23 protein-coding genes are annotated in these 25,499 nt (G+C 64.4%); 10 read left to right on the top strand and 13 right to left on the bottom strand.

Annotated elements, in window-relative coordinates; all coding sequences use genetic code 11:
- The first annotated feature begins 223 nt into the window (after positions 1 to 223).
- From IHE57_RS02475 to IHE57_RS02495, 5 genes are all read left to right on the top strand, one after another.
- The gene (locus IHE57_RS02475; RefSeq protein ID WP_209370614.1) at positions 224 to 1,666 is read left to right on the top strand and encodes an MFS transporter; all 1,443 of its coding nucleotides are present in this window, start codon (positions 224 to 226) and stop codon (positions 1,664 to 1,666) included.
- 131 nt (positions 1,667 to 1,797) lie between these two features.
- Positions 1,798 to 2,310, top strand: coding sequence for a (2Fe-2S)-binding protein (locus IHE57_RS02480; protein WP_209370615.1), 513 nt, complete (start codon positions 1,798 to 1,800; stop codon positions 2,308 to 2,310).
- The gene (locus tag IHE57_RS02485; protein ID WP_209370616.1) at positions 2,307 to 3,335 is read left to right on the top strand and encodes an FAD binding domain-containing protein; all 1,029 of its coding nucleotides are present in this window, start codon (positions 2,307 to 2,309) and stop codon (positions 3,333 to 3,335) included. Before IHE57_RS02480 ends, IHE57_RS02485 begins: the two co-directional genes overlap by 4 nt.
- Positions 3,328 to 5,400, top strand: coding sequence for a xanthine dehydrogenase family protein molybdopterin-binding subunit (locus tag IHE57_RS02490; protein ID WP_209370617.1), 2,073 nt, complete (start codon positions 3,328 to 3,330; stop codon positions 5,398 to 5,400). The genes IHE57_RS02485 and IHE57_RS02490 overlap by 8 nt, the downstream gene beginning before the upstream one ends.
- Positions 5,397 to 6,056 (top strand): nucleotidyltransferase family protein, encoded by a 660-nt coding sequence (locus tag IHE57_RS02495; RefSeq protein ID WP_209370618.1) that lies wholly within the window; start codon positions 5,397 to 5,399, stop codon positions 6,054 to 6,056. The genes IHE57_RS02490 and IHE57_RS02495 overlap by 4 nt, the downstream gene beginning before the upstream one ends.
- A gap of 63 nt (positions 6,057 to 6,119) precedes the next feature.
- Here IHE57_RS02495 and IHE57_RS02500 read toward each other — a convergent pair whose 3' ends face one another.
- From IHE57_RS02500 to IHE57_RS02515, 4 genes are all read right to left on the bottom strand, one after another.
- Positions 6,120 to 6,830, bottom strand: a complete 711-nt coding sequence (locus tag IHE57_RS02500; RefSeq protein WP_209370619.1) for a glycosyltransferase family 2 protein — start codon at positions 6,828 to 6,830, stop codon at positions 6,120 to 6,122.
- The gene (locus IHE57_RS02505) at positions 6,827 to 8,239 is read right to left on the bottom strand and encodes a PIG-L family deacetylase (protein ID WP_209370621.1); all 1,413 of its coding nucleotides are present in this window, start codon (positions 8,237 to 8,239) and stop codon (positions 6,827 to 6,829) included. The genes IHE57_RS02500 and IHE57_RS02505 overlap by 4 nt, the downstream gene beginning before the upstream one ends.
- The gene (locus IHE57_RS02510; RefSeq protein WP_209370622.1) at positions 8,229 to 9,287 is read right to left on the bottom strand and encodes an acyl-CoA dehydrogenase family protein; all 1,059 of its coding nucleotides are present in this window, start codon (positions 9,285 to 9,287) and stop codon (positions 8,229 to 8,231) included. Before IHE57_RS02510 ends, IHE57_RS02505 begins: the two co-directional genes overlap by 11 nt.
- A 180-nt stretch (positions 9,288 to 9,467) precedes the next feature.
- Complete coding sequence (locus tag IHE57_RS02515) at positions 9,468 to 10,556, bottom strand: hypothetical protein (protein WP_246475650.1); 1,089 nt, start codon at positions 10,554 to 10,556, stop codon at positions 9,468 to 9,470.
- A gap of 244 nt (positions 10,557 to 10,800) precedes the next feature.
- On the opposite strand from IHE57_RS02515, the gene IHE57_RS02520 reads away from it, so the two are divergent.
- Positions 10,801 to 11,079 carry a DUF3263 domain-containing protein gene (locus IHE57_RS02520; RefSeq protein ID WP_209370624.1) on the top strand — a complete coding sequence of 93 codons (279 nt, stop codon included), beginning with the start codon at positions 10,801 to 10,803 and terminating at the stop codon, positions 11,077 to 11,079.
- A gap of 33 nt (positions 11,080 to 11,112) precedes the next feature.
- Here the strand turns inward: IHE57_RS02520 and IHE57_RS02525 are convergent, their stop codons facing one another.
- Both IHE57_RS02525 and IHE57_RS02530 read right to left on the bottom strand, forming a co-directional pair.
- Positions 11,113 to 11,310, bottom strand: coding sequence for an Rv3202a family protein (locus IHE57_RS02525; protein ID WP_209323651.1), 198 nt, complete (start codon positions 11,308 to 11,310; stop codon positions 11,113 to 11,115).
- Positions 11,307 to 11,588 carry a MerR family transcriptional regulator gene (locus IHE57_RS02530; protein WP_181272603.1) on the bottom strand — a complete coding sequence of 94 codons (282 nt, stop codon included), beginning with the start codon at positions 11,586 to 11,588 and terminating at the stop codon, positions 11,307 to 11,309. Before IHE57_RS02530 ends, IHE57_RS02525 begins: the two co-directional genes overlap by 4 nt.
- A gap of 136 nt (positions 11,589 to 11,724) precedes the next feature.
- On the opposite strand from IHE57_RS02530, the gene IHE57_RS02535 reads away from it, so the two are divergent.
- A complete protein-coding gene (locus IHE57_RS02535; RefSeq protein WP_209324119.1) occupies positions 11,725 to 12,156 on the top strand; it encodes an Hsp20/alpha crystallin family protein in 432 nt (143 codons plus the stop codon).
- Between the two features lie 791 nt (positions 12,157 to 12,947).
- On the opposite strand, the gene IHE57_RS02540 is transcribed toward IHE57_RS02535, so the two are convergent.
- The 5 genes from IHE57_RS02540 to IHE57_RS02560 form a co-directional block, all read right to left on the bottom strand.
- Positions 12,948 to 14,084: an XdhC family protein gene (locus IHE57_RS02540; protein WP_209370626.1), complete on the bottom strand. Its 1,137-nt coding sequence runs from the start codon at positions 14,082 to 14,084 to the stop codon at positions 12,948 to 12,950.
- A 206-nt stretch (positions 14,085 to 14,290) separates the two neighbouring features.
- Positions 14,291 to 15,547 (bottom strand): phospholipase D-like domain-containing protein, encoded by a 1,257-nt coding sequence (locus tag IHE57_RS02545; protein ID WP_209370628.1) that lies wholly within the window; start codon positions 15,545 to 15,547, stop codon positions 14,291 to 14,293.
- A 36-nt stretch (positions 15,548 to 15,583) separates the two neighbouring features.
- Entirely contained in the window at positions 15,584 to 15,727 is a 144-nt protein-coding gene (locus IHE57_RS02550; RefSeq protein ID WP_209323654.1) for a GPGG-motif small membrane protein, read from the bottom strand.
- A 66-nt stretch (positions 15,728 to 15,793) separates the two neighbouring features.
- Positions 15,794 to 16,453 carry a PepSY domain-containing protein gene (locus IHE57_RS02555; RefSeq protein ID WP_209370633.1) on the bottom strand — a complete coding sequence of 220 codons (660 nt, stop codon included), beginning with the start codon at positions 16,451 to 16,453 and terminating at the stop codon, positions 15,794 to 15,796.
- 106 nt (positions 16,454 to 16,559) lie between these two features.
- Positions 16,560 to 19,112: an ATP-dependent DNA ligase gene (locus IHE57_RS02560; protein WP_209370634.1), complete on the bottom strand. Its 2,553-nt coding sequence runs from the start codon at positions 19,110 to 19,112 to the stop codon at positions 16,560 to 16,562.
- A 354-nt stretch (positions 19,113 to 19,466) separates the two neighbouring features.
- Here IHE57_RS02560 and IHE57_RS16640 point away from each other — a divergent pair, with 354 nt between their 5' ends.
- A complete protein-coding gene (locus IHE57_RS16640) occupies positions 19,467 to 20,411 on the top strand; it encodes a helix-turn-helix transcriptional regulator (protein ID WP_209370636.1) in 945 nt (314 codons plus the stop codon).
- A 70-nt stretch (positions 20,412 to 20,481) separates the two neighbouring features.
- The gene (locus tag IHE57_RS02570) at positions 20,482 to 21,264 is read left to right on the top strand and encodes a GAF and ANTAR domain-containing protein (RefSeq protein WP_209370638.1); all 783 of its coding nucleotides are present in this window, start codon (positions 20,482 to 20,484) and stop codon (positions 21,262 to 21,264) included.
- Here IHE57_RS02570 and IHE57_RS02575 read toward each other — a convergent pair.
- Both IHE57_RS02575 and IHE57_RS02580 read right to left on the bottom strand, forming a co-directional pair.
- A complete protein-coding gene (locus tag IHE57_RS02575; protein WP_253719859.1) occupies positions 21,224 to 22,072 on the bottom strand; it encodes a Rieske (2Fe-2S) protein in 849 nt (282 codons plus the stop codon). The genes IHE57_RS02570 and IHE57_RS02575 overlap by 41 nt on opposite strands.
- Positions 22,069 to 23,472, bottom strand: coding sequence for a glucose-6-phosphate dehydrogenase (locus IHE57_RS02580; RefSeq protein WP_366933832.1), 1,404 nt, complete (start codon positions 23,470 to 23,472; stop codon positions 22,069 to 22,071). The genes IHE57_RS02575 and IHE57_RS02580 overlap by 4 nt, the downstream gene beginning before the upstream one ends.
- An 86-nt stretch (positions 23,473 to 23,558) precedes the next feature.
- Between IHE57_RS02580 and IHE57_RS02585 the strand changes: the two genes are divergently transcribed.
- On the top strand, positions 23,559 to 25,490 hold the full coding sequence (locus IHE57_RS02585; protein WP_209370642.1) for a glycoside hydrolase family 15 protein: 1,932 nt from the start codon (positions 23,559 to 23,561) through the stop codon (positions 25,488 to 25,490).
- Positions 25,491 to 25,499: the final 9 nt, after the last annotated feature.

Consider the following 25,499-nt stretch of genomic DNA (forward strand, 5'->3'; position numbering starts at 1 on the left):
GTTCGCGATGGTCAAGACCGGGGCCTTCTACGAGGCGAAGACCCCAGCTGCTGCTTGACAATGAATGTAACGGGCGGACACAGCGCTCCTGCTCAGTGGTAACGTGCCCAGCACACGCCGACCATGCGTCAGGCATGGTTTCGGGCCGAGGCGGTCCGACTCAGTTGAGCGACGCGGAGAGGGTGCGACAGCGCACCCGATGACAGTCGGGAGGTTGAGACACATGAGCGAGTTCTCGCACGACGAGAAGATCCCTACCCCGGACGGCATCGACATGAGCAAGATGCCGCCGGAGGACAAACGCACTCTCAAGCGGGCCATCGGAGGGTCCGCGCTGGGCAACGCCGTCGAATGGTTCGACTACGGCGTGTACTCATACGTATCGGTCTACATCGCCAATGCGTTCTTCCCCGGCGAATGGGGCATCGCTCTCACTTTCGCCTTCCTCGCCCTGTCCTTCGTCTTCCGGCCCCTGGGCGGATTCGTCCTCGGACCCCTGGGCGACAAGATCGGACGCCAGCACGTCATGGTCCTCACGATCATCATGATGACGATCCCGACGACGCTGATCGGCGTCCTGCCCACCTATGCCACCCTCGGCGCATTCGCCCCGATCCTGTTGCTCCTGTGCCGGATGGTCCAGGGCTTCTCCACGGGCGGGGAGTACGGCGGCGCGGCCGTGTACATGGCGGAATCGGCACCGGACAAGAGGCGCGGCTTCTGCGGCTCCTTCCTCGAACTCGGCACCGTCGCCGGGACCGCCTCGGCGGCCCTGGTCTGCACCATCCTCCTCGTGCTCGTCGGCAGCGATGGGATGGACGCCGGCTGGTGGCGCCTGCCGTTCCTCCTCACCCTGCCGCTGGGCGCGATCGCACTGTGGCTGCGGCTGAAGCTCGACGAACCGGAGGCCTTCTCCGAAGCGACCTCACGGCAGAAGACGGCGAAGAAGCCGTTCCGGGAGCTGTTCCGCGGATACTCGAAGCAGATCGCCATGCTCATGGCCTTCGTCGTGCTGCTCAACATCGGCCAGTACATGGTGCTGACGTACATGCCGACCTATCTGGCCGAGACGCTGGGTCATTCGGAGATCGAGAGCAACTTCATGCTCATCGGCCTGCTCGCGGCGATGATGATCGTCATCACTCCGCTGGGACGACTGACGGACTCTATCGGCCGCAAGCCGGTGCTCTACACCTCGGCGATCGGATTCATCCTCCTCTCCGTGCCCGCGTTCATGCTCATGCACGCCGAGGCAGCCGGATGGCAGATCCTGGGCCTGGGCATCATCGCCCTGCTCCAGGTGATGCTCCAGTCCTGCGTCTCCGCGACCCTGCCGGCGATCTTCCCCACGCAGGTGCGCTTCTCCGGCTTCGCCATCGGCTACAACATCTCCACGGCGATCTTCGGCGGCACGACCGCGGCGGTGAACACCTTCGTCATCAAACAGACGGGATTCGATCTCTTCCCGGCCTTCTATCTGGTCGCGGCCGGCATCATCGGCCTCATCGGCATCCACTTCTTCAATGAGACCGCCGGACGGCCGATCAACGGCGACACTCCCCCGGGCTCCGAAGACGAAGAACTCGCGGAGATGGGCTACGAGCTCATCGGATTCAACGACAGCCCCGAGGAAGATGCAGCTGCCGGGAAGGACACAGCCTCCTGAGAGCAGCGGCCACTCGCGGCGATTTGTCGCAGGCACCGCTTCCCGTCGGATTTCCGCGACCGGGCCTTGTCCGCCTCCACCTGCGGGGTTAGATTTGACGGACGTCGACAACGCTGTCTGGAGGCTGCCCTATGGCACACTCGCTGCACCTCACCGTCGACGGCCAGGAGCACAAACTGGCCGTGGATCCCCGAACCACTCTTCTCGATGCACTGCGGGACCGGCTGGGGGTGATGTCCGCGAAGAAGGGCTGCGACCACGGCCAATGCGGCGCCTGCACCGTCCTCGTCGACGGTCGCCGGCTCAATTCCTGCCTGGCGCTGGCCCTGACCCATGACGGCAGCGAGGTCACGACCTCCGATGGTCTGGCACCGGCCGGCGAGCTCTCCACCCTCCATCGGACGTTCCTCGCCCAGGATGCGTTCCAGTGCGGCTACTGCACACCCGGCCAAGTGTGCTCGGCCGCCGGCATGCTCCAGGAAGCGGCCGAAGACGCACCCAGCGTGGTCACCGAGGACCTCGAGGGGCCGATCGAGCTCTCCGATGCGGAGATCCGCGAGCGGATGAGCGGCAACCTGTGCCGGTGCGGAGCCTATGTCAACATCGTCGCAGCCGTGAGCCAAGCCGCCGAGGAGTCACGATGAGACCCTTCGACTATGAACGCGCCACCGACACCGCCGGTGCCGTCGCCACCCTGACCGAACGACCGGATGCGGTGTTCCTCGCCGGCGGGACCAACCTCGTCGACCATCTCAAGCTCGGCGTCGCCGAGCCGCGACTCGTCGTCGACATCAACCGACTCGACCTGACCGAGATCGACGAACTCGACGACGAGGGGCTGCGGATCGGAGCGATGGTGCGCAACAGCGACGCCGCCGCCGACCCGCGAATCCGGCGCCGCTATCCGATGCTCTCGCGAGCGCTGCTCTCCGGCGCCTCCGGCCAGCTGCGCAATGCCGCCACCATGGGCGGGAACCTGCTGCAGCGCACCAGGTGCGTGTACTTCCAGGACACCTCCACCCCGTGCAACAAGCGCGAACCCGACTCCGGCTGCTCGGCGATCGGCGGGTACACCCGCTATCACGCGATCCTCGGCGCCTCACCGGAGTGCGTGGCCACCCATCCCTCGGACATGGCAGTGGCGCTGGCCGCCCTCGATGCCACGGTCGTCGTCCTCGGGGCAGCCGGTGAGCGGCGGATACCCGTCGCCGAGCTCCACCGACTGCCCGGCGATCATCCCGAGCAGGACACGGTCCTCGACCACGGGGACCTCATCACCGCACTCGAACTGCCTCCGCCACGTCCCGGACGCTCGACGTACCGGAAGATCCGCGACCGCGCCTCCTACGCCTTCGCCCTGGTCTCCGTCGCAGCCACCGTCGACGTCGACACCTCGGGACCGACACCTGTCATCCGCGAGGCCGCGATCGCCCTCGGCGGCATCGCCCACAAACCGTGGCGCGCCCGTGCCGCCGAGGCGGTCCTGCGCGGCGCGGAACCGAACGAGGAGACGTTCCTGGCCGCGGCCGACGCCGAGCTCGAGGCCGCCGAACCCCTGGAGGGCAATCGCTTCAAGGTGCCGATGACCCGCGGGGCGATCGCCACGGTCCTCAGCGAGCTCACCGGAACCGACGAGCCTGAGACGACCACGGAGGACACCCATGAGTGACCTGCTGCCGACCACATCCATCGGCACCCACCAGGTGCGCCTCGACGGTCCGGACAAGGTGCGCGGCCGCGCCCCCTACGCCTACGAGCACCCCCTCGACGATCCCCTCTACCTCTATCCCCTGCAGGCGGAGATCGCACGCGGACGGGCAGCGCACATCGACACCTCCGCCGCCGAGGCGGCCGACGGAGTCGTCCACGTGCTCACCCATACCAATGCTCCTGACCTGGAGGACACCGAGGACGGGGAACTGGCGATCCTGCGCTCGGCGGAGATCGGGTTCCGCGGACAGTACCTCGGCGCCGTCATCGCCACCACCCCGGAACAGGCCCGCTATGCCGCCGGCCTCGTCGACATCGGCTACGAGCAGGAGGAGCATGACGTCGAGCTGCGGGAGGACCATCCCGCCTCCCGCGAACCGGAGTCCGGCAGCGGGGACGTCTTCGCCGGCGATTTCGATGCCGCCTTCGCCGAGGCGGCCGTGAGCATCGACGAGCGCTACAGCACTCCGATGGAGCACAACAACCCCATGGAGCCGCACACGACCGTCGCCCGCTGGGACGGCAGCGAGCTGACCCTGTGGACCTCGACGCAAGGGGCACATCCGGCCCGATCGACACTGGCGCCGATCCTCGGCCTGGATCCCGACCGGATCCGCATCATCTCCCCGCACGTCGGCGGCGGCTTCGGATCCAAGGGCGTGCCCCACGCCGATATGATGCTCGCCGCACTCGCCGCGATCGCAGCGCCGGGACGTCCCGTGAAATATGCCGTGTCGCGGCAGCAGATGTTCTCGATCACCGGCTACCGGGCACCGACTCTCCAGCACATCCGCCTCGGTGCACGAGCCGATGGCACGCTCACGGCGTTTGCCTATGATGCGGTGTCGCTGTCCTCGCAGACCAAGGAGTTCCCCGAGGAGGCGACGAAGCCCGGACGCATGATGTACGCCGGCGACAATCGTCGCCTCACCCAGCGAGTCGTGCCCCTCGATGTGCCGGTGCCGTCATGGATGCGCGCCCCCGGAGAGGCTCCCGGCATGGTCGGCCTCGAGATCGCCATGGACGAACTCGCCGTCGCCGCCGGCCTCGACCCGATCGAGCTGCGGGTGCGCAATGAACCGGAGACCGACCCGGACACGGGGCTGCCGTTCAACCGGCGCCGCCTCGTCGACTGCTTGCGCGAGGGCGCGAAGCGTTTCGGTTGGGAGGAGAGGAACCCGCAGCCGCGCACTCGCCGGGAGAACGGGTGGCTCATCGGCATGGGGGTGGCCGCCTCGACGTATCCGGCAGGCCGTCAGCCGGGTTCCGTCGCGCGGATCCGCCGCATGCCTGCCGGCTATGAAGTCGCGATCGGCGCCGCGGATCTCGGCACCGGCACATGGACTGCCCTGTCCCAGGTCGCTGCGGATGCGCTCGATGTCCCCATCGGGCAGGTGGAGCTGCGCATCGGCGACACCGCCCTGCCGAACGCGACCGTCGCCGGCGGCTCGACCGGTCTGGTCAGTTGGAGCGCGGCGGTGTTCGCCGCGACCGAAGCGTTCCGAGCCGAACACGGAACCGACCCGGCCGTCGGCGCCGAGGCGCAGGGTGAGGCCGAGGCGAATCCGGCGGCGGAGAAGTTCGCTCTGCACTCCTTCGGTGCGCACTTCGCCGAGGTCCGCATCCATCCAGCCACGGGAGAGATCCGGCTCGGACGCATGTTCGGGATGTTCTCCGCAGGTCGGATCGTCAACCCGAGCACCGCGCGCTCACAGTTCATCGGCGGCATGACGATGGGCGTGGGAATGGCGCTGCATGAGAAGGGCGAGCTCGATCCGCGGTTCGGTCACGTCGTCAACCACGACCTCGCCGAATACCATGTGCCCGTCAACGCCGACATCGCCCGGATCGAAGCGGAATGGCTCGACGAGGAGGACCCGCATGCCGGCCCGCTCGGCGCTCGCGGCATCGGTGAGATCGGCATCGTCGGGGCGGCTGCGGCGATCGCGAACGCCGCCTTCAACGCCACCGGAGTCCGAATCCGCGATCTGCCGATCTTCGGCGACGCGTTCCTGCCGACGTGAGCGACGAGACCTGGTCGACTCCTCCCGAACGACCCGTCCCCGGTCCCCCGAGAGGACTCGTCCTCGCCGCCGGAGCCGGACGACGCCTCGGCCGAGGGCCGAAGGCACTGCTGGTGCGGGAGGACGGGCTCACCCTGGTGGAGTCGTTGGTCCTCGCCCTGCTCGACGGTGGCTGCCGGGACGTCACAGTCATCACCGGAGCCTGCAGCGAGCAGGTCGCGAGCCTGCTGGCCGGGTGTGACCGCGTGTCCGTCGCGTTCAACCCTGACTGGTCTTCGGGTATGGGTTCCTCGCTGCGCCGCGGCCTGCAGGCGATCGGCCCCGGAATCGACGTCATGGTCACACCTGTGGACCGTCCCGGAATCTGTGCGGCGGAAGTCGCTCGTCTCATCGCCGCCCATCGTCCCCGTGCGATCACCGCTGCGGGCCACTGTGATGCGAACGGGTCGCTGCACCGCGGTCACCCTGTGCTCTTCGACGAGAGCTGGACGAGCCAGGCGGCGGCCGCCGCGCACGGCGACGTCGGTGCCCGCGACCTGCTCGAGACGCACAGAGCTGTCGTCGACCTCGTCGACTGCTCCGACCTCGACGACGGGGCCGATGTCGATGTGCCCAAGGACCTGCACAGGCTGACAGTCGTCAGTTCTCGCGATTAGCTCTGGGTTGTCGGGAACAACTCGGCCGGAGGCGCCCTGAAGTGCTGTGAGCAGAGTCGGGTCTCAAAGAAGGCTCTGCATAAAGCTGCTGAAGCCTCCCTCCGCGCGTCCCTCCAGACGGGCCGAGGTGAGAACCCGGCAGGTATCGGTGCGTCTCACGTTTCCCCCGGCGGCGAGCACTGCAGCAACGGTTGCGGCATCTTCGCCGAGTGGCAGCTGAGGCATGCCGCCGATGATGTTGAGATACGAGCCTCGAATGCCCAGGTTCGCGCCGAACACGTGGGGATGGTCCTCAAGTAACGTGTGGTGAGAGTGCCATTTCGCGATCAGCGCTGCCGACCTGGTATCAGGTCGAGGCGACACTGTGCCGACCAGGCAGTCGCTTCCGGCTTCCGCCATGGCAAGATGCGTCGTCAGCCAGTGGGTGGGAACTCTGCTGTCCGCATCGGTGAACGCAATCCATGTCAGGTCGAAGTTGACATCACGATCAGCTTCAGCCATCTGCTTGAAGTGATTCCAGGCGAAATTCCGGGCACTGCCCACGTTCTTGAACGACGTCTCAAGTATCGTGACTTGTGGATGCTGTTCGGCGAAGTCTGCGACGCGACTCACCGTCTCATCGCTACAGGCGTCGGCCACGACGAGGATTCGAGTGGACGACGGCGCGAGCCCGTCAGGGACCTGAGCACACGCTTGAGCCACCGAGTCGAGACAGCCGAGGATCTCGTCTTGTTCATTGTGAGCCGGGATGACGATGCCCAAGTGCGTGATCACTCAACAGCTTCCGCAGGGAGGAAATCGTCAGTTTTGTCCACCGTCACGATATCGAGACGATACTCGGCCTCGGAGCGAAAATCGGTCCGCAGTCGGGGCCAGTAGTCCAGGCACGCGTCATGGACTTCATCGGCGGTCAGAGGCCAATCTTCGATGTCGCCCTTCCAATGACAGAGAACGAGCACAAAGCGCGATGGGGTTGATTCATCAATGCGCTCCAACGTTCGTTGCAGCTGTGCACGTGTCAGATAGAAGCCGGTCTCTGAGAGGACGACGCAGTCGAAATGCCCTTCGGGCCATTCGTATGGGACAGTGGCGTGCAGGAAGGCTATTTCGGCTGCAGTGGTCGTCTGCAGACGTTTCGCTGTTTTCAGCGCCTCGCAGCTGGCATCGACAGCTGTCACTCTGACGCTGTAAGCGGCAAGCTCTCGAGTCAAAGCGCCGACTGAACAACCGATCTCGAGAATGTGGGAGAACGAGGTCGACGGGAGGTGGGACACAAGGGTCTCGCGTTTGGCGATTTCGTATTCGGACTCCCACACCGTCCACGGATCACTGCGTTCTCTGTGCACATCATCGAACACCGCCGCCGCAGTGGACGCATCATTGATCGGTCTGCCTATTCCCTCCTGACCATAGCCGGCCGATGCCTCACCGGATCTGAAATCCGTGATCACGAAGGTATCGTGGCTCCGGATGAAGTGTTCCAAATGGGCGCTGGTGAGGATCGCTTCGTCCCCGTGCTGATCCGACAGCGCTTCGGTCTGCGACGGGTAACACGCGAGCAGAGCATTTCGATCAAGACCTTGAGGGTCAGGTAAGACTGCCCAGGCCTGCCAGCGAGGGTCTGTGGGAACAGCCCAGTGCCAGAACCAGATGGGATATTCGAGCACTACGGCATGATGTGATCGCCCGATGTCCAGCGCCGCGGCACCCACCGCCTCGTGGTCACAGTGCCCATCCCGGCTGTAAGGCGCAACGAGTGTCACCGGCCCATGTGATCGTGCGATCTCCTGTCGGATCACGTCTCTGATCTGGTTTGAATATTCGGGCAGCTGACCGTCGGGCAGATCGAGAAAACGACTGGAGTGCGCCTTGTCGAAGGTGCTCAGCGCACGATCGAACTCCTCCAGACGGATGCTTTTGAGCTGATCGCCGGTATACGTCGGCGACTCAGGGTGCGATTTCTCGCCTGCGCTGAAGAGTAGGACTTTCAGCTGGCAGCTCCACTCATCGGCACGTGCGAGCAGCGCAGCGGCTCCCAACGCTTCATCATCTGGGTGTGCGGCAAGGACGATGATGGTTCCGCCTTTGGCGATTGTGCTCTCTGGAACCGCCGGAAGATCAAGGGCACCCGCCTGCACCCAGGCAGCTTCTCTGGTGCTGCGGTCTTGGTGGCTAAACCTCATCGACATCTGACTCTGCACAGATGTTCTCGCCCAAAGCAGCTTCGTCCCGAGGCCCGTGATGCTGACTGAGGTAAACGGTGAGATCAGCGTCAGCTTTGGCAAATGCCGCATCACTCGTCAGAACCGCGGGACCGGCCAGCTCCCGGCTCAGAAGCTGGATCCGTTGGGCACTGCGGTATATGTTGTTGCGAACTCTCAGAGCCAGTCTCCACGCGTGTTCTCGCGAGAACTTCTCATCCCCATCCGCTGCAGCAGCAGTTTGCGCCAACATGGTGCGGACCGCGAAGATCTCAGCATCAAGCTGCCCGAGCTGCATCTCTCCCATCGGCGAGCGCCCAGCCCTGTTCAGGTGGGTTTGGGCTGCACGCCGGGCCAGTCCCAATGCTCCACCGAACCAGCAGGCTGCCACGCGAATCCCACCCCAAGCGAAAGAGGGGCGGTCAAGGTACCAATTCGGGGGGCCGACACTCGTCGCGGGTGCTCGGTCGAAGACGACTGAGCCGCTCGGGATTTCTCTGAGACCCAGACTCGGCCAAGCACCTGTCTGCGGTCGTACACGAGGGTGCCGAAGATTCACCGCGTAGGCTCGGTTCCCGTCGCTGCCGCTGGCGATGACGATCGCGTCGGTGAGTTCCGCGGCCAAAGAGCACCACGCTTTCGTGCCGGTGAGGAGGTTCTCCGCACCGGCATCGACCACGTTCACGCGATGTGTGGGCAGGTCAGCCGCGTATACGCCCCAGGCCGAATCGGGGTCAGGTGTTTCGTGTCCGGCCTCGGCCAGGATGCCCAGAGCGTCGACGTGGGGTTCGAGCATACGAGCGACGCCGATGTCGATCGCAGCCAGTTGAAGCAGCCTTTCCCATTGATCGATCTGAGGTGAACACCCTGTGAGCTGCAGAAGACGGGCAAGGGCGGTGATCTTGTCGACAGCGGACGCACTGCTCGTAACGACCTCGGAGAGATCATCCGTGAAGTCTGGAGTTTCCCACCACGGTTCGAACGGTGTGGGGATGATCCGAGACGAGGTTGAGTCGAACAGGGTTTCCATTTCACGTCCTTCAAGCAGAACATCTTGTCGAAACTCGGTGTGTAGTGAACACGCAGGAGGCAGTCGGAGGTGATGGCTCTGAACACGCTTATATCTCAGGTGGGTGCAGATACCCGATTTCAGCCGGCTCTTCCACATCACCCCAATGTGCAGACTAGCGGCATGCTTGGCAGATCTCAGTCAACTGCTCTCCACCGTGTCGTCGGCATCTGTGCTGTTGTCTGTATAGACTCGTTGCCGCATCCGCTGACCATGAGTCACTTTCTGCACGTCGGCATCAGTGTCGAAACTGGCACCGATGCCGCCGGCGACCACACCCATGGCTGCGCTGAGCCATGCGATATCGAGGTAGTTGGTGAACGACGCCTCTTGCTGAATCTGTTGGGTCATAAATGCCGGATCGATAACGACGAGGCCGCCCAGGAGAATGAGGACGACCAATATCGCGTAGAGAGCGATCACAGTGATCAGCAGTGTGAGGACGGTGGAGAGGTTGTAGTACATGACCACCGTGGCCAGACGTTCGTTGACCGGTCGATCCCAGAGTTTGTGACTGGCGATCAACCAGGCGACCATCACCAGGACAGCGAGCGCGCCGATCGAGAGCAGCCGGAGGGTGGACAGGTAGGTCGACATCTGCCAGATCGAACTGTAGAAGATGCCGAAAGCTCCGGTTGCCGAGGCTGCCGCGAGGGCTCCTGAGAGCTTCGGAGCCGTGCGCCAGGGTTCGTTGGCAATCGTCATCCCCATAATCAGCCGTGGGCCTCCGGTGATGGTGTGGGCATGCAAGGACTGATGGCTGGAGTCTTCGTTGTTCGACCAGTTCGACCATCCGAGCAGAAATTTGCGCGTCGTGGCTTCGGGGTCCCACGGAACCAACTTGTTCACCGAGCTCATCATGACTTTGATGATGCGGCGCTTGGTGGCCAACGCGCCGAGTGTGGGGCATGAGACGACCGCAAGGTTGCGGTCCGAGTAGACTTCGGCGATCAGAGGGTCGCCCTGGGTGTGCCGGGGGATCTCTGTGAGGATGAGGATGATGTTGACGTCGGGGTAATCAGCGCGGAGATCTTCGACTGCGTCTAGAGCCAGCTCGCGCTCGGGCGTCAGATAGACCGTGTCGGTGCGAGTGTACAGCGTCGTTGTGACCCCATACGCCTCACGCAGATATCGCTCTAACGAGGAGTGGATGGAAGCCGCTCGCCTGCTGGGCAGACCTGGGTCGGCTACGACCAGCACTTGAAGAGCCTGGGATGAGGTGGTGGGCATAAAGTCCTCCGCTACTCGACCAGCGAGTTGTATAGAAGATTGTTCTGGTTCCGAAGTCTAGTGAGCGTAATCACTATGGGGTAGTCCTACACGTCGGCTTCGCTGTCTGAAGCTTTATCGCCAGCGCAGCCGCGGACAACTGCTTCGGACTGGTCGGCGAGCGGTCCCCCTGAATTGAGGTGACCAAGACAGAGTGAGCAGCGACATACGCGGTGTCGAATTCTGCTGTGTCACAATGGTCTCCATGGTCCCCGGCACTGTGCACGAACTGTCCGAGCATGATCGGTTGATCCTCGACTTCGAGAAGACTGCGTCTACTTCGGCGGGGCGACACGAGTTGTGCCAGCGAATCGAACTTCCAGCAGAGAGGTACGCCATCGTGCTCGAGGGGATCGTGGATACGGACGCCGCATACGGTTACGCCCCGGACGTTGTGGAGCGGGTGAGGCGGTTGCGGGCGGAACGGTTCGCATTCGAACGCCGGCAAGGCCGATGGAAGAATCACAGCAACTTCCCCCTATAGCCCGAAATGCCGCCATCAGATCAGCGCGGCTTCTCACCCGTCTTCATCATCAACCTCTACAACGATGGATTGATCGGCAACATCGCCCACATCTGCTTCGCGAATTGCGCCCATGCGAGGCTCAGTGTCTTCGTTACCGTCATCGTCGATATGCGCTGCAACGTCGATGAGCTGTTCGCTCCAGTCCGGCTCAGGAACCTCGACGCCGGGCTGCGCTTCATTCGTCATCATTGCATCCTCCTCAATTCGTACCGAAGCGAGGTGTTCTCATCCTGCAGATCGAGAATGATTCCGATGCTAGCGAGATTCGCGCCAACGTCAACCAGTTCGCGCACACGCCGCAGACGAGCAATATCCGCGCGACTGAACCGCCGCGTCCCACCCTCACTCCGAGCAGGAGTCACCAGCCCACGAGCCTCGTATTGCCGCAACGACTGCACCCCGACACCGGTCAACTCCGCAACACGCGAAATCGAGAATAAGCGCCCACCAGACTCTGAAATCGCCATCTCCCCTTCTCTCAAAATTTCTCCTGACTGAGTGTTGACATTCTTATTCGGATCGACTAAATAATATGTCCATCAGATGATGTAGATCATATCATCTGCACGAATCCACTATCCAGCAAAGGAGGTTTCACCAATGATCATGATGCGCACTGACCCATTCCGCGAAGTCGAACGCCTGAGCAGAGAAATCTTCGGAGCCACCGGCACAACTGCCCGCCCTGTGATGATGCCCATGGACGCCTGGCGCGACGGCGATACTTTCCGCGTCGAACTCGACCTGCCAGGAATCGATCCTGACGACATCGACCTCGACGTCGAGAACAACGTCGTCACCGTCAAAGCTGAACGGCCCGCCCCCGACCACGGGGAGTCTTCAGTCGCGGCAGAGCGACCCCGCGGGACCTTCAGCCGACAACTCGTCCTCGGCGACAACCTCGACACCAGCAACATCACGGCGAACTACGACGCCGGTGTGCTCACACTCAGCATCCCGGTAGCGGAATCAGCGAAACCCCGCAAGATCGCCATCAACTCAGGCTCTGCTGAACCGGCAGCCATCAGCGCCTAACCACAACTGGTGGTGTGTTCCCATGCAGACGTGTGCACCAGACGTCCAGCTGGGTATCGATGCTGCGTTCTGGGCGATCGTTTTCAGCGACCGCGAACTGCGGGACCTCGACACGAGTCACCACACAGGTGATGGACCGCAGGCCGTGAGTCACTGCAGGTGCCGGGTCGTCAGGCACTCCGAATCGTGGCAGCTGTTCCGGTCGCCCGGCCTCTCAGCAACCCAGGTCATCGCCCACCGAATCCTCGCTTGTCAGCGCCCTCCTCCCCGGCTCAAAGGCGCTGACTTCATCGTTGAAAGGAGGTGAGACGTTTCCACACCCAGGTTGAGCTATGCAGCCGTGTGGTCGCGCCCGCAAGTCTTTCTACCAGTGTGCTCGACGCAAGATGCGCGGCAGTGACGTCACAATGACGATGAAATGATGCGGGCCCGCCCACGGCTTCCCCTTCTGGCCCCGGGGCATCCCCCGGGGCCAGACCATGTTCGGTTGAGATGAGAGATGAGGAGAACATGTTCGTCAGCTTCTTGGAGAAACTGTTGATTGTCTGGCCCTGGCACGCTCGAGCACTCGCTCGCGCACTTATCGGCAAGACTGCCACAGTCCGCCAACGCCCATGACTGAGCGATCATCGCATGTGAATGCTTCCTAGCGCTCGTCATGAGTTGCAGTCCTGAAGGTGAGGTCGTATCGCACGCCAGGGGCAGGCACTACGAGGAACAACAGAATGCTATGACTGACATATCGAAGTCGAATGCGAAGATGCAGCCAGCGACTGGCGACTCCTTTCGCCTCAGCGAAGAGGCGAATCTTCCCGTTCGTCGCTGAGGGGAACGACCTGTCGGCGGCCACCGCGTACAGCGAGGATCTCTGCGAGGATCGACACAGCCACCTCGGCGGGGGTGAATGTCTCCAGATGGAGGCCGATCGGGGAATGCAACCGTGCCAGTGCCGGGCCCTCCACCCCCGCTTCGCGCAACGCGGAGCGGCGGTCGCGGTCACTGCGCCGCGAGCCCATCGCCCCGACGTAGGCCACGTCGAGGTCGAGTGCGACGGCCAGGGTGGGGATGTCGACCTTCGGGTCGTGGCTGAGGACGCAGATCATGCTCCGGGTGTCGAACTCACCGGTGGCGGCCGCTTCATTAAGGAATCGGTGCGGCCAGGCCCGGACCACCTCGGCGCCGGGAACCGATATCTGGTCGGCGAAGGACGGACGGGGGTCGCACACGGTAATGCGCAGTCCCAAGGGTCTGGCCGCTTCGACGAGGGCGAGACTGAAGGCGTTGGCTCCGACGACCAGCAGATGGGCCGGCTCGATGCGGGTCTCGACAAAGAGCTCGATCGGCTCGCTGCCGCCCTCCGGGGGCGCAAGGCGGATGCTGCCGGTGCGGCCGCCGCGGATAAAGGCCCCGACGCGCTGCGCGGCGGTCTCCACCACAGCTTCGGGCACCAGAGGATCGAGGCTGACAGCCAGAGCGTCGGTGCTCGGTCCGGAGACCTCGCCGCCAGCGGCACCGCAGACGGCTGCCGCTGGGGTATGGGCGTCGTCGGACGGCAGCCGCAGCATCACGGCGACCGGCTCGCTCTCCGCTCGCAGCCCGGAGCAGCCAGCGCGGAAGGGCTGGATGAGCACGTCGATACGACCACCGCACATGAGCCCGACGGCAAAGGCATCCTCGTCGCTGTAGCCGAAACCCTGCACCGAGGCGTCGCCGGTGGCGAGGGCGTCCTGACACGCCTCGAGCACGGCTCCTTCGACGCATCCGCCGGTGAGGGAGCCGACGATTCGGCCCGCGGCATCGACGAGCATCGAGGTGCCTGCCGGGAGCGGCACTGACCCTTCGGTTTCGATGATCGTCGCAACGGCGACGTCCTGCGGCTCCTCCGAGTCGAAGAGCCGTGACACGGCGATGGGAAGGATATCGAGCATGGGCCGAGGCTATACCGTCAGGAACGTCCCCGACAGACCCTTGACGCGAACGGAGTCTTCGGGCAGTTCGCAGATCAGACAGACACGATGGGTGCCGTCGGCTTCGTGTCCTCTCTGCGGGTAGGCCATCTCTTTCAGGCCGCCCTGAAAATGATCGCGATGGCAACGCGCATGAGGACAGGTGCCAAGAGTGCGGTAAGCCCGATTCACAGCCACGGGCGCATCGGCACCAGAGCACGCTCGGCGAGCTTGGTCAGCCGATGCCGGTTGAGCCATCCTGATCCGAGCTCGACGCAGTGCGAGGAGTCGCTTTCGAACACCTTCTCCATCTCACCTGCGAACGACCGGTCGATGACCTCGACGTTGGTCTCATAGTTGTAGGACAGCGATAGGCGGTCGATGTTCGCCGTGCCCACGGTCGACCATTCGCCGTCGACCGTGGCGACTTTCGAATGGATCATGCTCGCGGTGTAGAGCAGGACCGTGACCTTCGAATTGATCATCTCCTCGAAGAATCCCCTGGAGAGCCAGTCCCCGAGGATGTGGTTCGACTCCTGCGGCACCATGACCCGCACGTCCACGCCGCGCTCGGCAGCTTCGATGAGGGAGCGCAGCAGCTGCTGGTCGGGGATGAAGTAAGGAGTCGTCAGCCAGATCCGCTTCCGCGCCCGTGCGAAGGCGTTGAGATACATATTGCGGATCGGATAGACGAGGTGGATCGGCAGATTCGCCGAGACCCGCAGCTGCGATTCCCAGGCCTCGGGAGGGACCCAGGAGATCTGCTCATCCGAGTCGTGGAACTCGTTCCACACCTGCGCGATGGTCTGTCGCAGCCCCCAGGCGCCGGGTCCGACCGAGCGCAGATGGGTGTCACGCCAGTGACTGGCGTAGAGGGAGCCGATGTTGAACCCGCCGACGAAGGCCACATCATCGTCGATGACGAGGATCTTCGAATGGTTGAACCCGGAATGGCGCAGCGGCCCTCTCCAGAACCTGCGTGCGATGGTCGGCAGGCGCAGCACGTGGATCCGATCGGAGAGCTGATGGTAGAAGGAGATGGGCGTGGCCAGGTTGGCGAAGCCGTCGTAGATGAGGTGGATCTCCACGCCGCGGGCGGATGCCGCGTTGAAGGCGTCGATGAATCTCTGCCCCATCTCGTCGTTCTTCCAGATGAACGTCTCCATGAGGATCGACTCCTGCGCGGATCCGATCGCTTCGAGCATGTCCTCATAGAGGGTGGCGCCGTCGGTGTAGATATTGAGCTCTGACTGCTCGACCTTCGAGCTGAAGGTGCCCGGACGCGGCGCTGCCCGCGACTTCCGCCCCCTCTGCTGGACCAGATCGATGGCCATCGAGGCGGCGATCGTCGCGGGCACTGCGCCGACGAGGCCGGCGGCCGCCCACGGCGCGATTCTGCCCAGGCGGCCGAAGCGGCGGAGGGCTGAGATTCTCAGAGCAGACATTCCCTCACTCTATCCGTCCCAGCCCGTCCGCCTTCATCAGGTGAAGATGCTCACTCCACCGGGGCCGACGAGGCAGCCGACGACGATGAGCACGATGCCCCAGAGGAGCTGCTTGCGGAAGATGGCGAAGATCCCTGAGATGACGAGGATCGCTGCGATGATCCAGAGAATGGCAGCCATGGTGTCTCCTTTGTTCGGTGTTTCAGTGGTTGTCAGAACTGTGGTCCGGTCCTCATGGGAACCGGATCAGTCGACGGTGACTTTCTTGGATTCGACGTTGACGGTGACCTCGGTCTCCGATCCCTTGTCGTCGAAGTCGAACTGGTACTCGCGCTGACCGTCGTCGTATTCGAGCTTCCAGCCGGCCAGACGTCCCTCTCCCTTCTTCTTCGCGAGGTCGTACGCCTCGTCGTAGCTCATCGGGGAATTCAGGTCGATCGCCTTCTCCTTGTCATCGCTGTCCTCGGACTCATCACGGATGACCTTGCCGGTTGCGGCGTCGATGACGACCTTGTGGTCGGTGCTGCCGTCCTTGATCTTGACGTCGTACTCCCACTTGCCGTCCTCGCTGTCGTAGTCGAGTTCGATGGCGTGGAGGGTGCCGTCCTTCGCCTTGACCTTGTCCTGTCCGATCTTCACGGCATCGGCCGCCGTCGTCTTCGGCATGGTCTTGCTCAGGTCCGCGTCCTCGGGAAGCTTCGCTTCGGAGTCCTCGGAGGACTCGGAGGACTCGGAGGAGGCTGAGGGCTCGGATGATTCAGAGCCCTGGGATTCGCTCGGCGCAGATTCCTCTCCAGCCTGCGACTCCGTGGGTGACTGGGTCGCCGATCCCTCTTCCGTATCGCTGGAGCAACCCGACAGCGCCAGCCCGAGACCGAGCGCGCTGCCGACTGCGATCTTCGTCATTCGGTTCGTCTTCATTTCGCCAACCTAACACCGAAGCGCAGCCTTGGGAGGGGGTCGACGGTGACTCAGCTGATGGGACCGGGAGCCGCCGCCGAATGTTCCCGGTTCACACTCGCACATCCTCGGCGTCGATATCGGAGCGCAGCCCCCGCCACACCGGATGACGCAGGCGTCCGGCCTCAGTGAGGCCCGAGGAGCGGACTTCTCCGACGAGGCTGGGGCGCACCCAGTGCGCATCACGCGCTTCGGTGGCGGGCACCTTGAGCGGCGCGGTCTTGCGCGACAGGCGGTCGAGCTGGGAGCGCAGGCTGCGCAGCGCTTCGTCGTCGAAGCCCGTGCCGACCCGCCCCATGTAGACGAGCCCGTCGTCGTCATGGGCGGCCAGCAGCAGGGAGGCGAAGCTGCCGGCGCGTTCACCGCTTCCGGTCCGCCAGCCGACGATGATGACATCGCGGGTCGAAGCGTGCTTGAGCTTCTCCCACGTGCGTGTGCGCTTGCCCGGCAGGTAGATGCTGTCGATGCGCTTCGCCATCACTCCTTCGAGCTGGAGCTCACGGCTGGATTCGAACGCCGCATCGACGCTTCCTTCGAAGGCCTCGGGCACATAGACGTGCTCGCCTTCGGTGACGAGTTCGAACAGGCGTTCGCGGCGTTCGGTGTAGGGGCTGCGCAGGAGCGACGAGCCGTCGGCGTGGAGGACGTCGAAGACCATGAGATACACGGGAGTGCGCTGACGCTCTCGTTCGACGTCGCGCTCATGGGTGAGCCCCATCCTGCGTTGGAGCCGCCCGAAGTCCGGTCTGCTCCCCCGCCCCAGCGCGACGATCTCCCCGTCGAGCACGCAGTCAGCGTCGACACAGTCGGCGAGTTCGGCCAGTTCGGGGTAGGTGGCGGTCATATCGTGGCCGTTGCGGCTGGTCAGCGCGACGCTTCCCGGGTTGTCCCCGTCGGCGGCCTGCACAGCCGCCAGCGCGCGGATGCCGTCCCACTTCATCTCAAAGGCCCACTCCTCGGCCTCCCGACGGACCGAGGAGATGTCGCCGATGCTCGCGAGCATCGGCGACAGGTCCGTGGGCAGAGACTCCCGCTTCTTCGAGCCTCCGTCGGCGTCGGCTTCGCGTTCGGGCTTGCCCTTGCGGGGCTGCTTCTTCGCCTCGTTGGCCGATGCCCGCTTCGTCTTCTTCGTCTTCGCGGACTTCGGGGGTTCCTCCATGAGGTGGATCATCCAGTTCTTCTCGGGCTCCTTGTTCGGCCCGTGTCCACCGGTGTTGAACAGCGCGAATCGGCGCACCCCGCCGAGGCCGCCGTCCTCGCGTCCATGGAGGACGGCGATGATCCCCTTGCCCTCTCGCCACTTCTCGAGTTCGAAGGTTCCGGAGTCCCAGATCTCGACCTCACCGGCTCCGTACTCCCCCTTCGGGATCGTGCCTTCGAAGCTGCCGTATTCCAGCGGGTGGTCCTCGGTCTGGACGGCCAGGTGGTTCTTGCCCGGATCGGTCGGCGGCCCCTTCGGCAGGGCCCAGGAGACCAGCACACCATCGTGTTCGAGCCGGAAGTCCCAATGCAGCCGTCTGGCGTGGTGCTCCTGGATGACGAAGGACAGCTCGTCCCCGCTCGTTCCCTGCTGGGCCGGCACCGGTTCGCTCGTGCGCTTCGGGTCCCGTTTGGATCGGTAGACCTCCAGTCGGTCGCGCACGACCTCCTGCGATTCCTCGGACACCGGCGCCGAGGCGGTTCCTCCGGTCGCCTCGGCGAGGGGTTCGAGGAGGTCCCCGTCATCGTCGACGCGGTCGAGGACCTCCTCGAAGCGCAGATGGTCGACGGAGGCAGGGTCATCGAATTCGTCCCAGCTGCGCGGGGCCGCCACCGTCGGGGTGAAGCGTCCGCGCAGGGAATACGGAGCCACCGTGGTCTTGGCCGCAGAGTTCTGCGACCAGTCGATGAGCACCTTGTTCTCCCGCAGAGTCTTCTTCATCGCCGAGACGATGAGGTCCTTGTGGTCCGATTCGAGGCTGCGAGCGAGCTCATGGGCGACATCGGAGATCTGCTGCGAACTCGTCGAACCATCGAGTGGGGCGTAGAGGTGGATGCCCTTGGATCCGCTGGTCACCGGATACACTTCGAGCTTCATGCCCTCGAGCAGCTCACGCACCAGCTGAGCCACTTCGATGCAGTCGGCCAGCTCACGGCCCGGGCCGGGGTCGAGATCGAAGACCATCCGATCCGGATACCTGCTCTCGGAGTCGATGGTGCCGGGATCCTTCGCCCCCGGGGCCTCGCTCCACTGCGGAACGTGGATCTCGAGGGAAGCCATCTGCATGAGATAGGTCAGCGTCGCCAGATCGTTGACCAGCGGATAGCGCTTCGATCCCGAGGAATGCTTGATCGAGCGTGAGGGGATCCATGACGGCGCGGAGTCGGGAAGGTTCTTCTCGAAGAACACCTGCCCCGGGTCATCGGGAGTGCCGACACCGTCGACCCAGCGTTTGCGCGTTGCGATCCGGTTCCGGGCATGCCTGATGAGTTGCGGCGCGATCCTGGCACAGTAGTCGAGGATCTCACCTTTGGTTGTGCCGGTCTCGGGATAGAACACCTTGTCGAGATTGCTCAGCGTCAGCCGGTGGCCGTCTACAGTGACCTTCTGCTCGTGGCGCGCCACGGGCACCTCCTCCTGTGCGCGATGCGCACGGTCCCTCTGCCCACAGTGTCTGCTTTCACCGTACTCGGCAATGACTGCGCGCAACAGGGGTGATGGGAGCGCCCGGGCGGGCCGTATTCTCAACCCGCCCGGACTTCGTCATGGTGGGATCCCGGGCTTCCACCTGACGCCGTCTCCCACCGTCACGCATCAATGGTCCTCGTGTCATATTCAGCGCTGAATAGCCCTCGCAATGCGGCCTACTCCTGCGTAGACTGTCCTGAACACCGTCAGAGGGAGACGAACGTCGCTCGGCGAGGAGGCATGATGTCGGACTGCGCACAGGACGGATCACGTCCACAGACCGTACCGATTGTGCGCACGAAGTTCTCATCCGCCGACGAAGCCGAGATCACCGACTTCATCCGGCACATGTACGCCGACAGCCGTCTGGACTTCGGCTCCACCCGCGATCAGGCGCATTTCTCAGCGCTGACTCACGACACCGCTGTCATCGGAGCGGACCGGATCCGCACGTCGATCGACTACCGCGGTTCCTCGGCCCAGGGCTTCGACGACTACCTGTTCTTCACGGTGAATCAGGGCCGGGTCGAGGTGCGCAGTCGGGACACAGGCTCCTCCGGCGATGTCTCGTTCTATCCCCGAGGAGTGCCGATCGGCTTCGACACGAGCCACTTCGATGCGACAGTGCTGCGGCTGCCCGGCGCTCGCATCGAGCAGGTCTCCGAGAGCATAACGGGTCTGCCGGCCGACCAGCTCCGGTTCCATGACGTCAATCCCGTCTCAGCTTCGATGAAGCGCTATTGGAAGTCTCTGATGAACTTCGTCGCCTCCACGCTCATGCAGCCGGACTCGCCTCTGAACTCGCCCCTGCTCGCCGAGGACATGGCGCGCACCGTCGCCACCGCGGCGTTCCACACCTTCCCGAACACGGCGATGACGCGCCAGTACATCCAGGGGCCGGGTGCCATCGGTTCGGCCACCGTCCGGCGGGCCGCAGCCTATATCGAGACATATGCGCATCTGCCGCTGCAGCTGCACGAGATCGCGGCGGCCGCCGGCACCAGCGACCGTGCTCTTCAGGACGGTTTCCGGCGGCACCTCGACTCGACGCCTTTCGCCTATCTGCGACGGGTTCGGCTCGAACGTGCCCGACAGGAGCTGCAGCTTGCGGATCCCACCCGCGGCGACACCGTCTCCGCGGTCGCGAGACGGTGGGGCTTCGCCAACGCCGGCCGCTTCGCCCGCACCTACCGTGCCGCCTATGGGGTGAATCCTGCTCATACCCTGCGGGGCTAGACTTGATCACAGGTTCCCTGTTCGAACATTCCGACTCGACCATGCGCATCAGTTCCGGAGGAGACTTCCCATGCACCGCCCCCACCTCTGCGCCGAAACCGTTGCCTCCTCTCCCGGGGTCGAGGGGCTCAGCAGCAGCGCCCGTCGCATCGCCTCGGCGGGGGCTCAGCACCACAAGCCTCCCGGTCGCCTGCTCACGGCCCTCGTCGACAAGGCAGTCGCCTTCGTCGAGGGAGCGGAGTTCGCCTCGCTCAGCGTCATCACGAAGCGGCGGATGATCGAATCGGTCGCCCCGACCGGTCCTCTGCCGCTGCTCATGGACTGGATGCAGGTTCGGCTCGGAGAAGGACCGAGCCTGGATGCGGTCCATGAGCAGCGGCTCGTGCGGGTCCCGGATCTCAGCGTCGAGGTCCGGTGGCCGGAATTCACCCGCCAAGCCCGACTGGCCGGAGTCGGCAGCATGCTCGTGATCGAACTCTTCGCCGACGACGACGTGCTCGGCGCGCTCAGCCTCTACTCCTCGCAGACGAACGCGTTCACCGCCCGTTCGGAGCGCGTCGGTCTCGACATCAGAACTCAGGCGGAGTCGGACTGCTCCGAGGAGCGCACGAAGGACCAGCTCAAGGACGCGCTCCTGAGCCGAGACACGATCGGTCAGGCCAAAGGCATCCTCATGGAGCGCTTCAAGCTCACCGATGAGGAGGCCTTCCTGCTTCTGACGAAGTCGAGCTCGCTGACGAACCGCAAGCTCCGCGACATCGCGAACGACCTCACCCGCACCGGTGCCCTTCCGGGAATGAAGGAGGCACCGCTCATCCCTGACGAGCGAGGACCCGTCCGTTCTCGACCTTGACATCCCAGGTCGGCTGGTCGACCGAAGCGGGTCCGCGGACCACCGAGCCGTCGGTCAGGGAGAAGGTGCTTCCGTGCCAGGGGCAGCGGACACAGTGGTCCTCGATCTCGCCCTCGTCGAGCGGTCCGCCCGCATGAGTGCAGGTGGCCGAGAGGACGCAGATCGCTCCATCGTCCTTGACGACCATCACGGCCACACCGTCGGCATCCGCACGCAGCGCAGTGTCCTCCTCGACCTCGTCGACTGCGGCGATGTCGCACCACTGCTCATCCGGGCTCTCGAACGCCGTGTGGTTGACGCCGACTCCCTGGACATAGGACAGGTGCCCTCCGAGGTAGCCGCCGACTCCGACCGAGGAGAGTCCGGCGAAGGACAGGAGGACGCCCGTCTTCCGATGCCCCTTGGCCCTGGCGGCCCAGGAGGCCAGTTGGAGGGTGAGACCGATCGAATTCGCCGCCGCGTGGACGAGGCCGACCCGCTGCGGAGGGCCGTGCTCCTCGCTCCAATCGGAGGCTCCGGACAGCGCGGTCGGCACGGCCGCGAGCGCGCCGAGCCCGACAAGCCTCTTCGCAGCGGCGGCGCTGTCCTGCCCGCCGGTGAGGTCGAGCGCGGTGGCCATCGACCAGGCCCCGATGGGAATGTCGGTGAGCATCGGGTGCAGCTGATGGCCCAGCCACGAGCCCGACAGTGCGTTCTTCACCAGCCTCGGTTCGGTGAGGCTGCGCACGCCCTTGGCCAGCGGTTCGGAGAACTGGTCGAGGGCGCGCCCCGATTCGATCATCTCCATGATCGCGTTGAGAACCTTCATCGCCGTTTCCTCTCCGTCGTGTTCGCAGCATGGTGGTCGAGCGCCTCGTTCGCAGCTTCCGGGCCCGCGCTTCCCGCTTGGTAGTCACGCAGGGGGACGGATTCCGAATCGAAGGAGTCGAGGATCTCCTCGACGATGCGCCAGCCCTCCTCGGCGGCGTCTCCGCGCACGCTGAAGGTCGGGTCTCCGTCGAGGATGCCCCGCAGCACTCCCCCATAGGGTTCGAGCCCCGGCTCCTCCACTTCGGCGGTCGCCGTCTTCGTCGTCAGACCTCGCTGATCGGAGGGCCCGCCGAGGTTGACGTCGAGTCCGAATCGCTCATCGTCGAGGCTGATGCGCAGAACATTGGCCGCCAGCGCGTCCTGTCCGCCGAAACGGCTGTAGGAGTGGGGCGGGCGGCGGAACGTCACCGCGATCTCCTGCCGTGGGTGGCCGATCCCCTTTCCCGAACGCAGGGTGACCGGCACGCCGCTCCACCGCCATGTGTCGACTTCGACGGTCACCTGCGCGAAGGTCTCCGTTGCGTTGTCGGGATCGACGCCTTCCTCGTCCGTGTAGTCAGGGAGGCTGCGACCGTCGATGTCACCGGCCGTATAGCGTCCGCGGACGATCGCCGTGGCCGGGTCGTCGTTCCAGAGCTTCGTCGACCGCAGCACATGTGCCGTCAGCGCCGGCAGTTCGACGTGGTCGAAGGTCGATGGCGGATCCATCATCACCAGCCCCATCACCTGGAGCAGATGGGATTGGATCATGTCCCGGAACGCCCCTGCCCGGTCGTAGTAGGCCGCGCGCCCTTCCAGACCCAGGCTCTCATCGAAGACGATCTCGATGGATTCGACGTTGTCACGGTTGAGCAGCGGTTCGACGACCTGGTTGGCGAAGCGCAGTCCCATGAAGTCGAGGACGGCCGGCAGATTGAGGAAGTGGTCGACCCGGAAGGTCTGCTCCTCGGGCACGAGGCGTCCGACGGCGGCGTTGAGCTCCTTGGCGGAGGCGAGATCGTAGCCGATCGGCTTCTCCAGAGCCAGCAGCAGATCCTCGGGCAGGTCGACATCGGCCATCGCTTTCAGGGCCTTCATCGTGATCTGCGGAGGCAGGGCGAAGTACAGACAGGCCGGAGTGTCGATCTGCGAGAGCAGATCTGCCAGGGCATCTCCGTCGGTGACGTCGCACTGGACGTAGCTGGAGTTCTCACGGGCGTAATCGACTGCCGGACCGCTCGCTTCGACCGAGTCGAAGGCATCGGCGACGATCTGTCGGAAGTCGACATCGGATGTCTGTGAGGAGCCGATGACGGAGATGCGTCTGTCGGGCGAAGCCGTCAGCAGCGATCCGAGGCCGGGCAGCAGGAGCCGAGAGGCGAGGTCACCCGAGGCTCCCAGGACTACGAGATTCTTCATGGCATCCATGTCCGGGACACTACGCCCGAATCTCCGTTTCGGGGACCCCCCTTAAATTCCTCTCCGATATCTGTTTCACTGACGAGATGGGTACTGATCGTCGCAATTCCAATCGGACGCCGCTCGAGGACTACGCATTGCTCTCGGACATGCGCACTGGTGCGCTCCTGTCCCGCGAGGGCAGCATCGATTGGCTGTGCTGCCCTCGGTTCGACTCCCCCTCGGTCTTCTCGGCCCTGCTCGGGGACGCTGACGACGGCCGCTGGCTGCTGACGGCCCGGAACGGGAAAGTCGTCGACCGCAGCTACCGGGATCGCAGCTTCATCGTCGAGACCATCTGGGAGACCGACTCCGGCAAGGTGCGGATCACCGACCTCCTCCCCTCGCAACTGGATACCCAGGTGATGGAGCGCGACGAGCGCACCCGCGTGATCAGACGCGCCGAATGCATCGAGGGCACCGTGACCATCGAGCACGATCTGCGCATCGTCTTCGACTATGGCCGGACCACACCGTGGACGAGGAAGGTCGGGGCCGAGAGAACCGGAGAGTCGGGACTGCTGTCGATCGCCGGTCCCGATGCGCTCTTCCTCACCGGCCCTCACCTCGACCCGGACAGCGATGCCCAGAGACGCCGGAACCGTGAACAGACGAACGGCACGCGGACCACAGGGCAGAGCCGGCCCGACGATACGCAGGGCGCGATCTCCTCGGCGCTGGTCGGTGAGTTCGAGATGAGCGAGGGCGACCGTCTCGAATGGATGCTCACCTGGCACCGGTCACATCTCGACGCCCCGGAACCGATCGACACGGAGAAAGCCGTCGAGGACACGCTCGACGACTGGCAGGAGTGGGCATCCCATGTCAAGGTCCGCAACCGCCAGGAAGCGCTCGTCCTCCGTTCGCTCCTCGTCCTGCGGGCACTGACGAACGGAGCCACCGGCGGCATCGTCGCCGCACCCACGACTTCGCTGCCCGAGGACTTCGGCGGGCAGCGCAACTGGGACTACCGCTTCACGTGGCTGCGTGATGCTTCGCTGACGATCGGCACCCTCGTCGATCACGACTTCACCGACGGTGCCCTGCACTGGCGGAACTGGCTGCTGCGTGCAGTGGCCGGGGATCCCGATGATGTGCAGATCATGTACGGCATCGACGGCGAGCGCAACCTCGACGAGCAGGAGCTTCCGCACCTGAGCGGCTATGAGAACTCGCGGCCGGTGAGAGTCGGAAACGGAGCCTACTCCCAGTACCAGTCGGATGTCGTCGGCGAGGTGATGCTCTCCCTGGCCTCCCTGCGCGATACGGGGGTGGAGGAGGACGAGTTCTCCTGGGGGCTGCAGAAGAATCTGCTCAGCTTCGTCGAACGCAACTTCGACCGCAAGGGCCACGGGATCTGGGAGATGCGCGGCTCGGCCCAATACTTCACCCACGGCAGGGCGATGATGTACGCCGCCTTCGACCAGGGTGTCCGAGCCGTCGAGGAGCACGGGCTGAAAGGGCCGGTGGGCCGATGGAGGTCACTGCGTGACCGCCTGTACGAGGAGATCATGGAGCACGGCTTCGACGAGGAGCTCGATTCATTCACTCAGACCTACTCCAACAACGAGGTCGACGCCTCCCTTCTGCAGCTGCCGACGACCGGACTCGTCGCTGCCGACGATCCGCGCATGCTCGGCACGGTGAAGAAGATCGAGGAGGACCTCCTCGACGAACAGAACATGGTCCGCCGCTATCGGACCGAGGCCGGGCTCGACGGACTGCCCGGCAATGAGTATTCGTTCCTCATGTGCTCCTTCTGGCTCGTCGAGCAGTACGCGAAGAGCGGTCGGGCCGAAGAGGGTGAGAAGCTCATGGACTCGCTGTGCGGATACGCAACGGATCTGGGCCTGTTCGCCGAGGAGTACGACTCGGAGTCCGGTCGCCTGGCCGGGAACTACCCGCAGGCATTCAGCCACCTCGGCTTCATCCGAGCTCTCGACGCCCTCGAGGACAATCTTCCCGAGTCCGGCGCCTGAGTCGGAGGA

The organism is Brevibacterium renqingii (assembly GCF_017808105.1).
GTDB lineage: Bacteria > Actinomycetota > Actinomycetes > Actinomycetales > Brevibacteriaceae > Brevibacterium > Brevibacterium renqingii.

Excerpts from the sequence above, each read along its gene's own strand:
- IHE57_RS02510 (WP_209370622.1), bottom strand. The coding sequence starts at position 9,287 with ATGGAAACCCTGTTCGACTCAACCTCGTCTCGGATCATCCCCACACCG.
- IHE57_RS02480 (WP_209370615.1), top strand. The coding sequence starts at position 1,798 with ATGGCACACTCGCTGCACCTCACCGTCGACGGCCAGGAGCACAAACTG.
- IHE57_RS02575 (WP_253719859.1), bottom strand. The coding sequence starts at position 22,072 with ATGAAGGTTCTCAACGCGATCATGGAGATGATCGAATCGGGGCGCGCC.
- IHE57_RS02570 (WP_209370638.1), top strand. The coding sequence starts at position 20,482 with ATGCACCGCCCCCACCTCTGCGCCGAAACCGTTGCCTCCTCTCCCGGG.
- IHE57_RS02485 (WP_209370616.1), top strand. The coding sequence starts at position 2,307 with ATGAGACCCTTCGACTATGAACGCGCCACCGACACCGCCGGTGCCGTC.
- IHE57_RS02550 (WP_209323654.1), bottom strand. The coding sequence starts at position 15,727 with ATGGCTGCCATTCTCTGGATCATCGCAGCGATCCTCGTCATCTCAGGG.
- IHE57_RS02520 (WP_209370624.1), top strand. The coding sequence starts at position 10,801 with ATGGTCCCCGGCACTGTGCACGAACTGTCCGAGCATGATCGGTTGATC.
- IHE57_RS02555 (WP_209370633.1), bottom strand. The coding sequence starts at position 16,453 with ATGACGAAGATCGCAGTCGGCAGCGCGCTCGGTCTCGGGCTGGCGCTG.
- IHE57_RS02475 (WP_209370614.1), top strand. The coding sequence starts at position 224 with ATGAGCGAGTTCTCGCACGACGAGAAGATCCCTACCCCGGACGGCATC.
- IHE57_RS02490 (WP_209370617.1), top strand. The coding sequence starts at position 3,328 with ATGAGTGACCTGCTGCCGACCACATCCATCGGCACCCACCAGGTGCGC.
- IHE57_RS02540 (WP_209370626.1), bottom strand. The coding sequence starts at position 14,084 with ATGCTCGATATCCTTCCCATCGCCGTGTCACGGCTCTTCGACTCGGAG.
- IHE57_RS02545 (WP_209370628.1), bottom strand. The coding sequence starts at position 15,547 with ATGTCTGCTCTGAGAATCTCAGCCCTCCGCCGCTTCGGCCGCCTGGGC.
- IHE57_RS02525 (WP_209323651.1), bottom strand. The coding sequence starts at position 11,310 with ATGATGACGAATGAAGCGCAGCCCGGCGTCGAGGTTCCTGAGCCGGAC.
- IHE57_RS02515 (WP_246475650.1), bottom strand. The coding sequence starts at position 10,556 with ATGCCCACCACCTCATCCCAGGCTCTTCAAGTGCTGGTCGTAGCCGAC.
- IHE57_RS02585 (WP_209370642.1), top strand. The coding sequence starts at position 23,559 with ATGGGTACTGATCGTCGCAATTCCAATCGGACGCCGCTCGAGGACTAC.
- IHE57_RS02530 (WP_181272603.1), bottom strand. The coding sequence starts at position 11,588 with ATGGCGATTTCAGAGTCTGGTGGGCGCTTATTCTCGATTTCGCGTGTT.
- IHE57_RS02505 (WP_209370621.1), bottom strand. The coding sequence starts at position 8,239 with ATGAGGTTTAGCCACCAAGACCGCAGCACCAGAGAAGCTGCCTGGGTG.
- IHE57_RS02580 (WP_366933832.1), bottom strand. The coding sequence starts at position 23,472 with ATGAAGAATCTCGTAGTCCTGGGAGCCTCGGGTGACCTCGCCTCTCGG.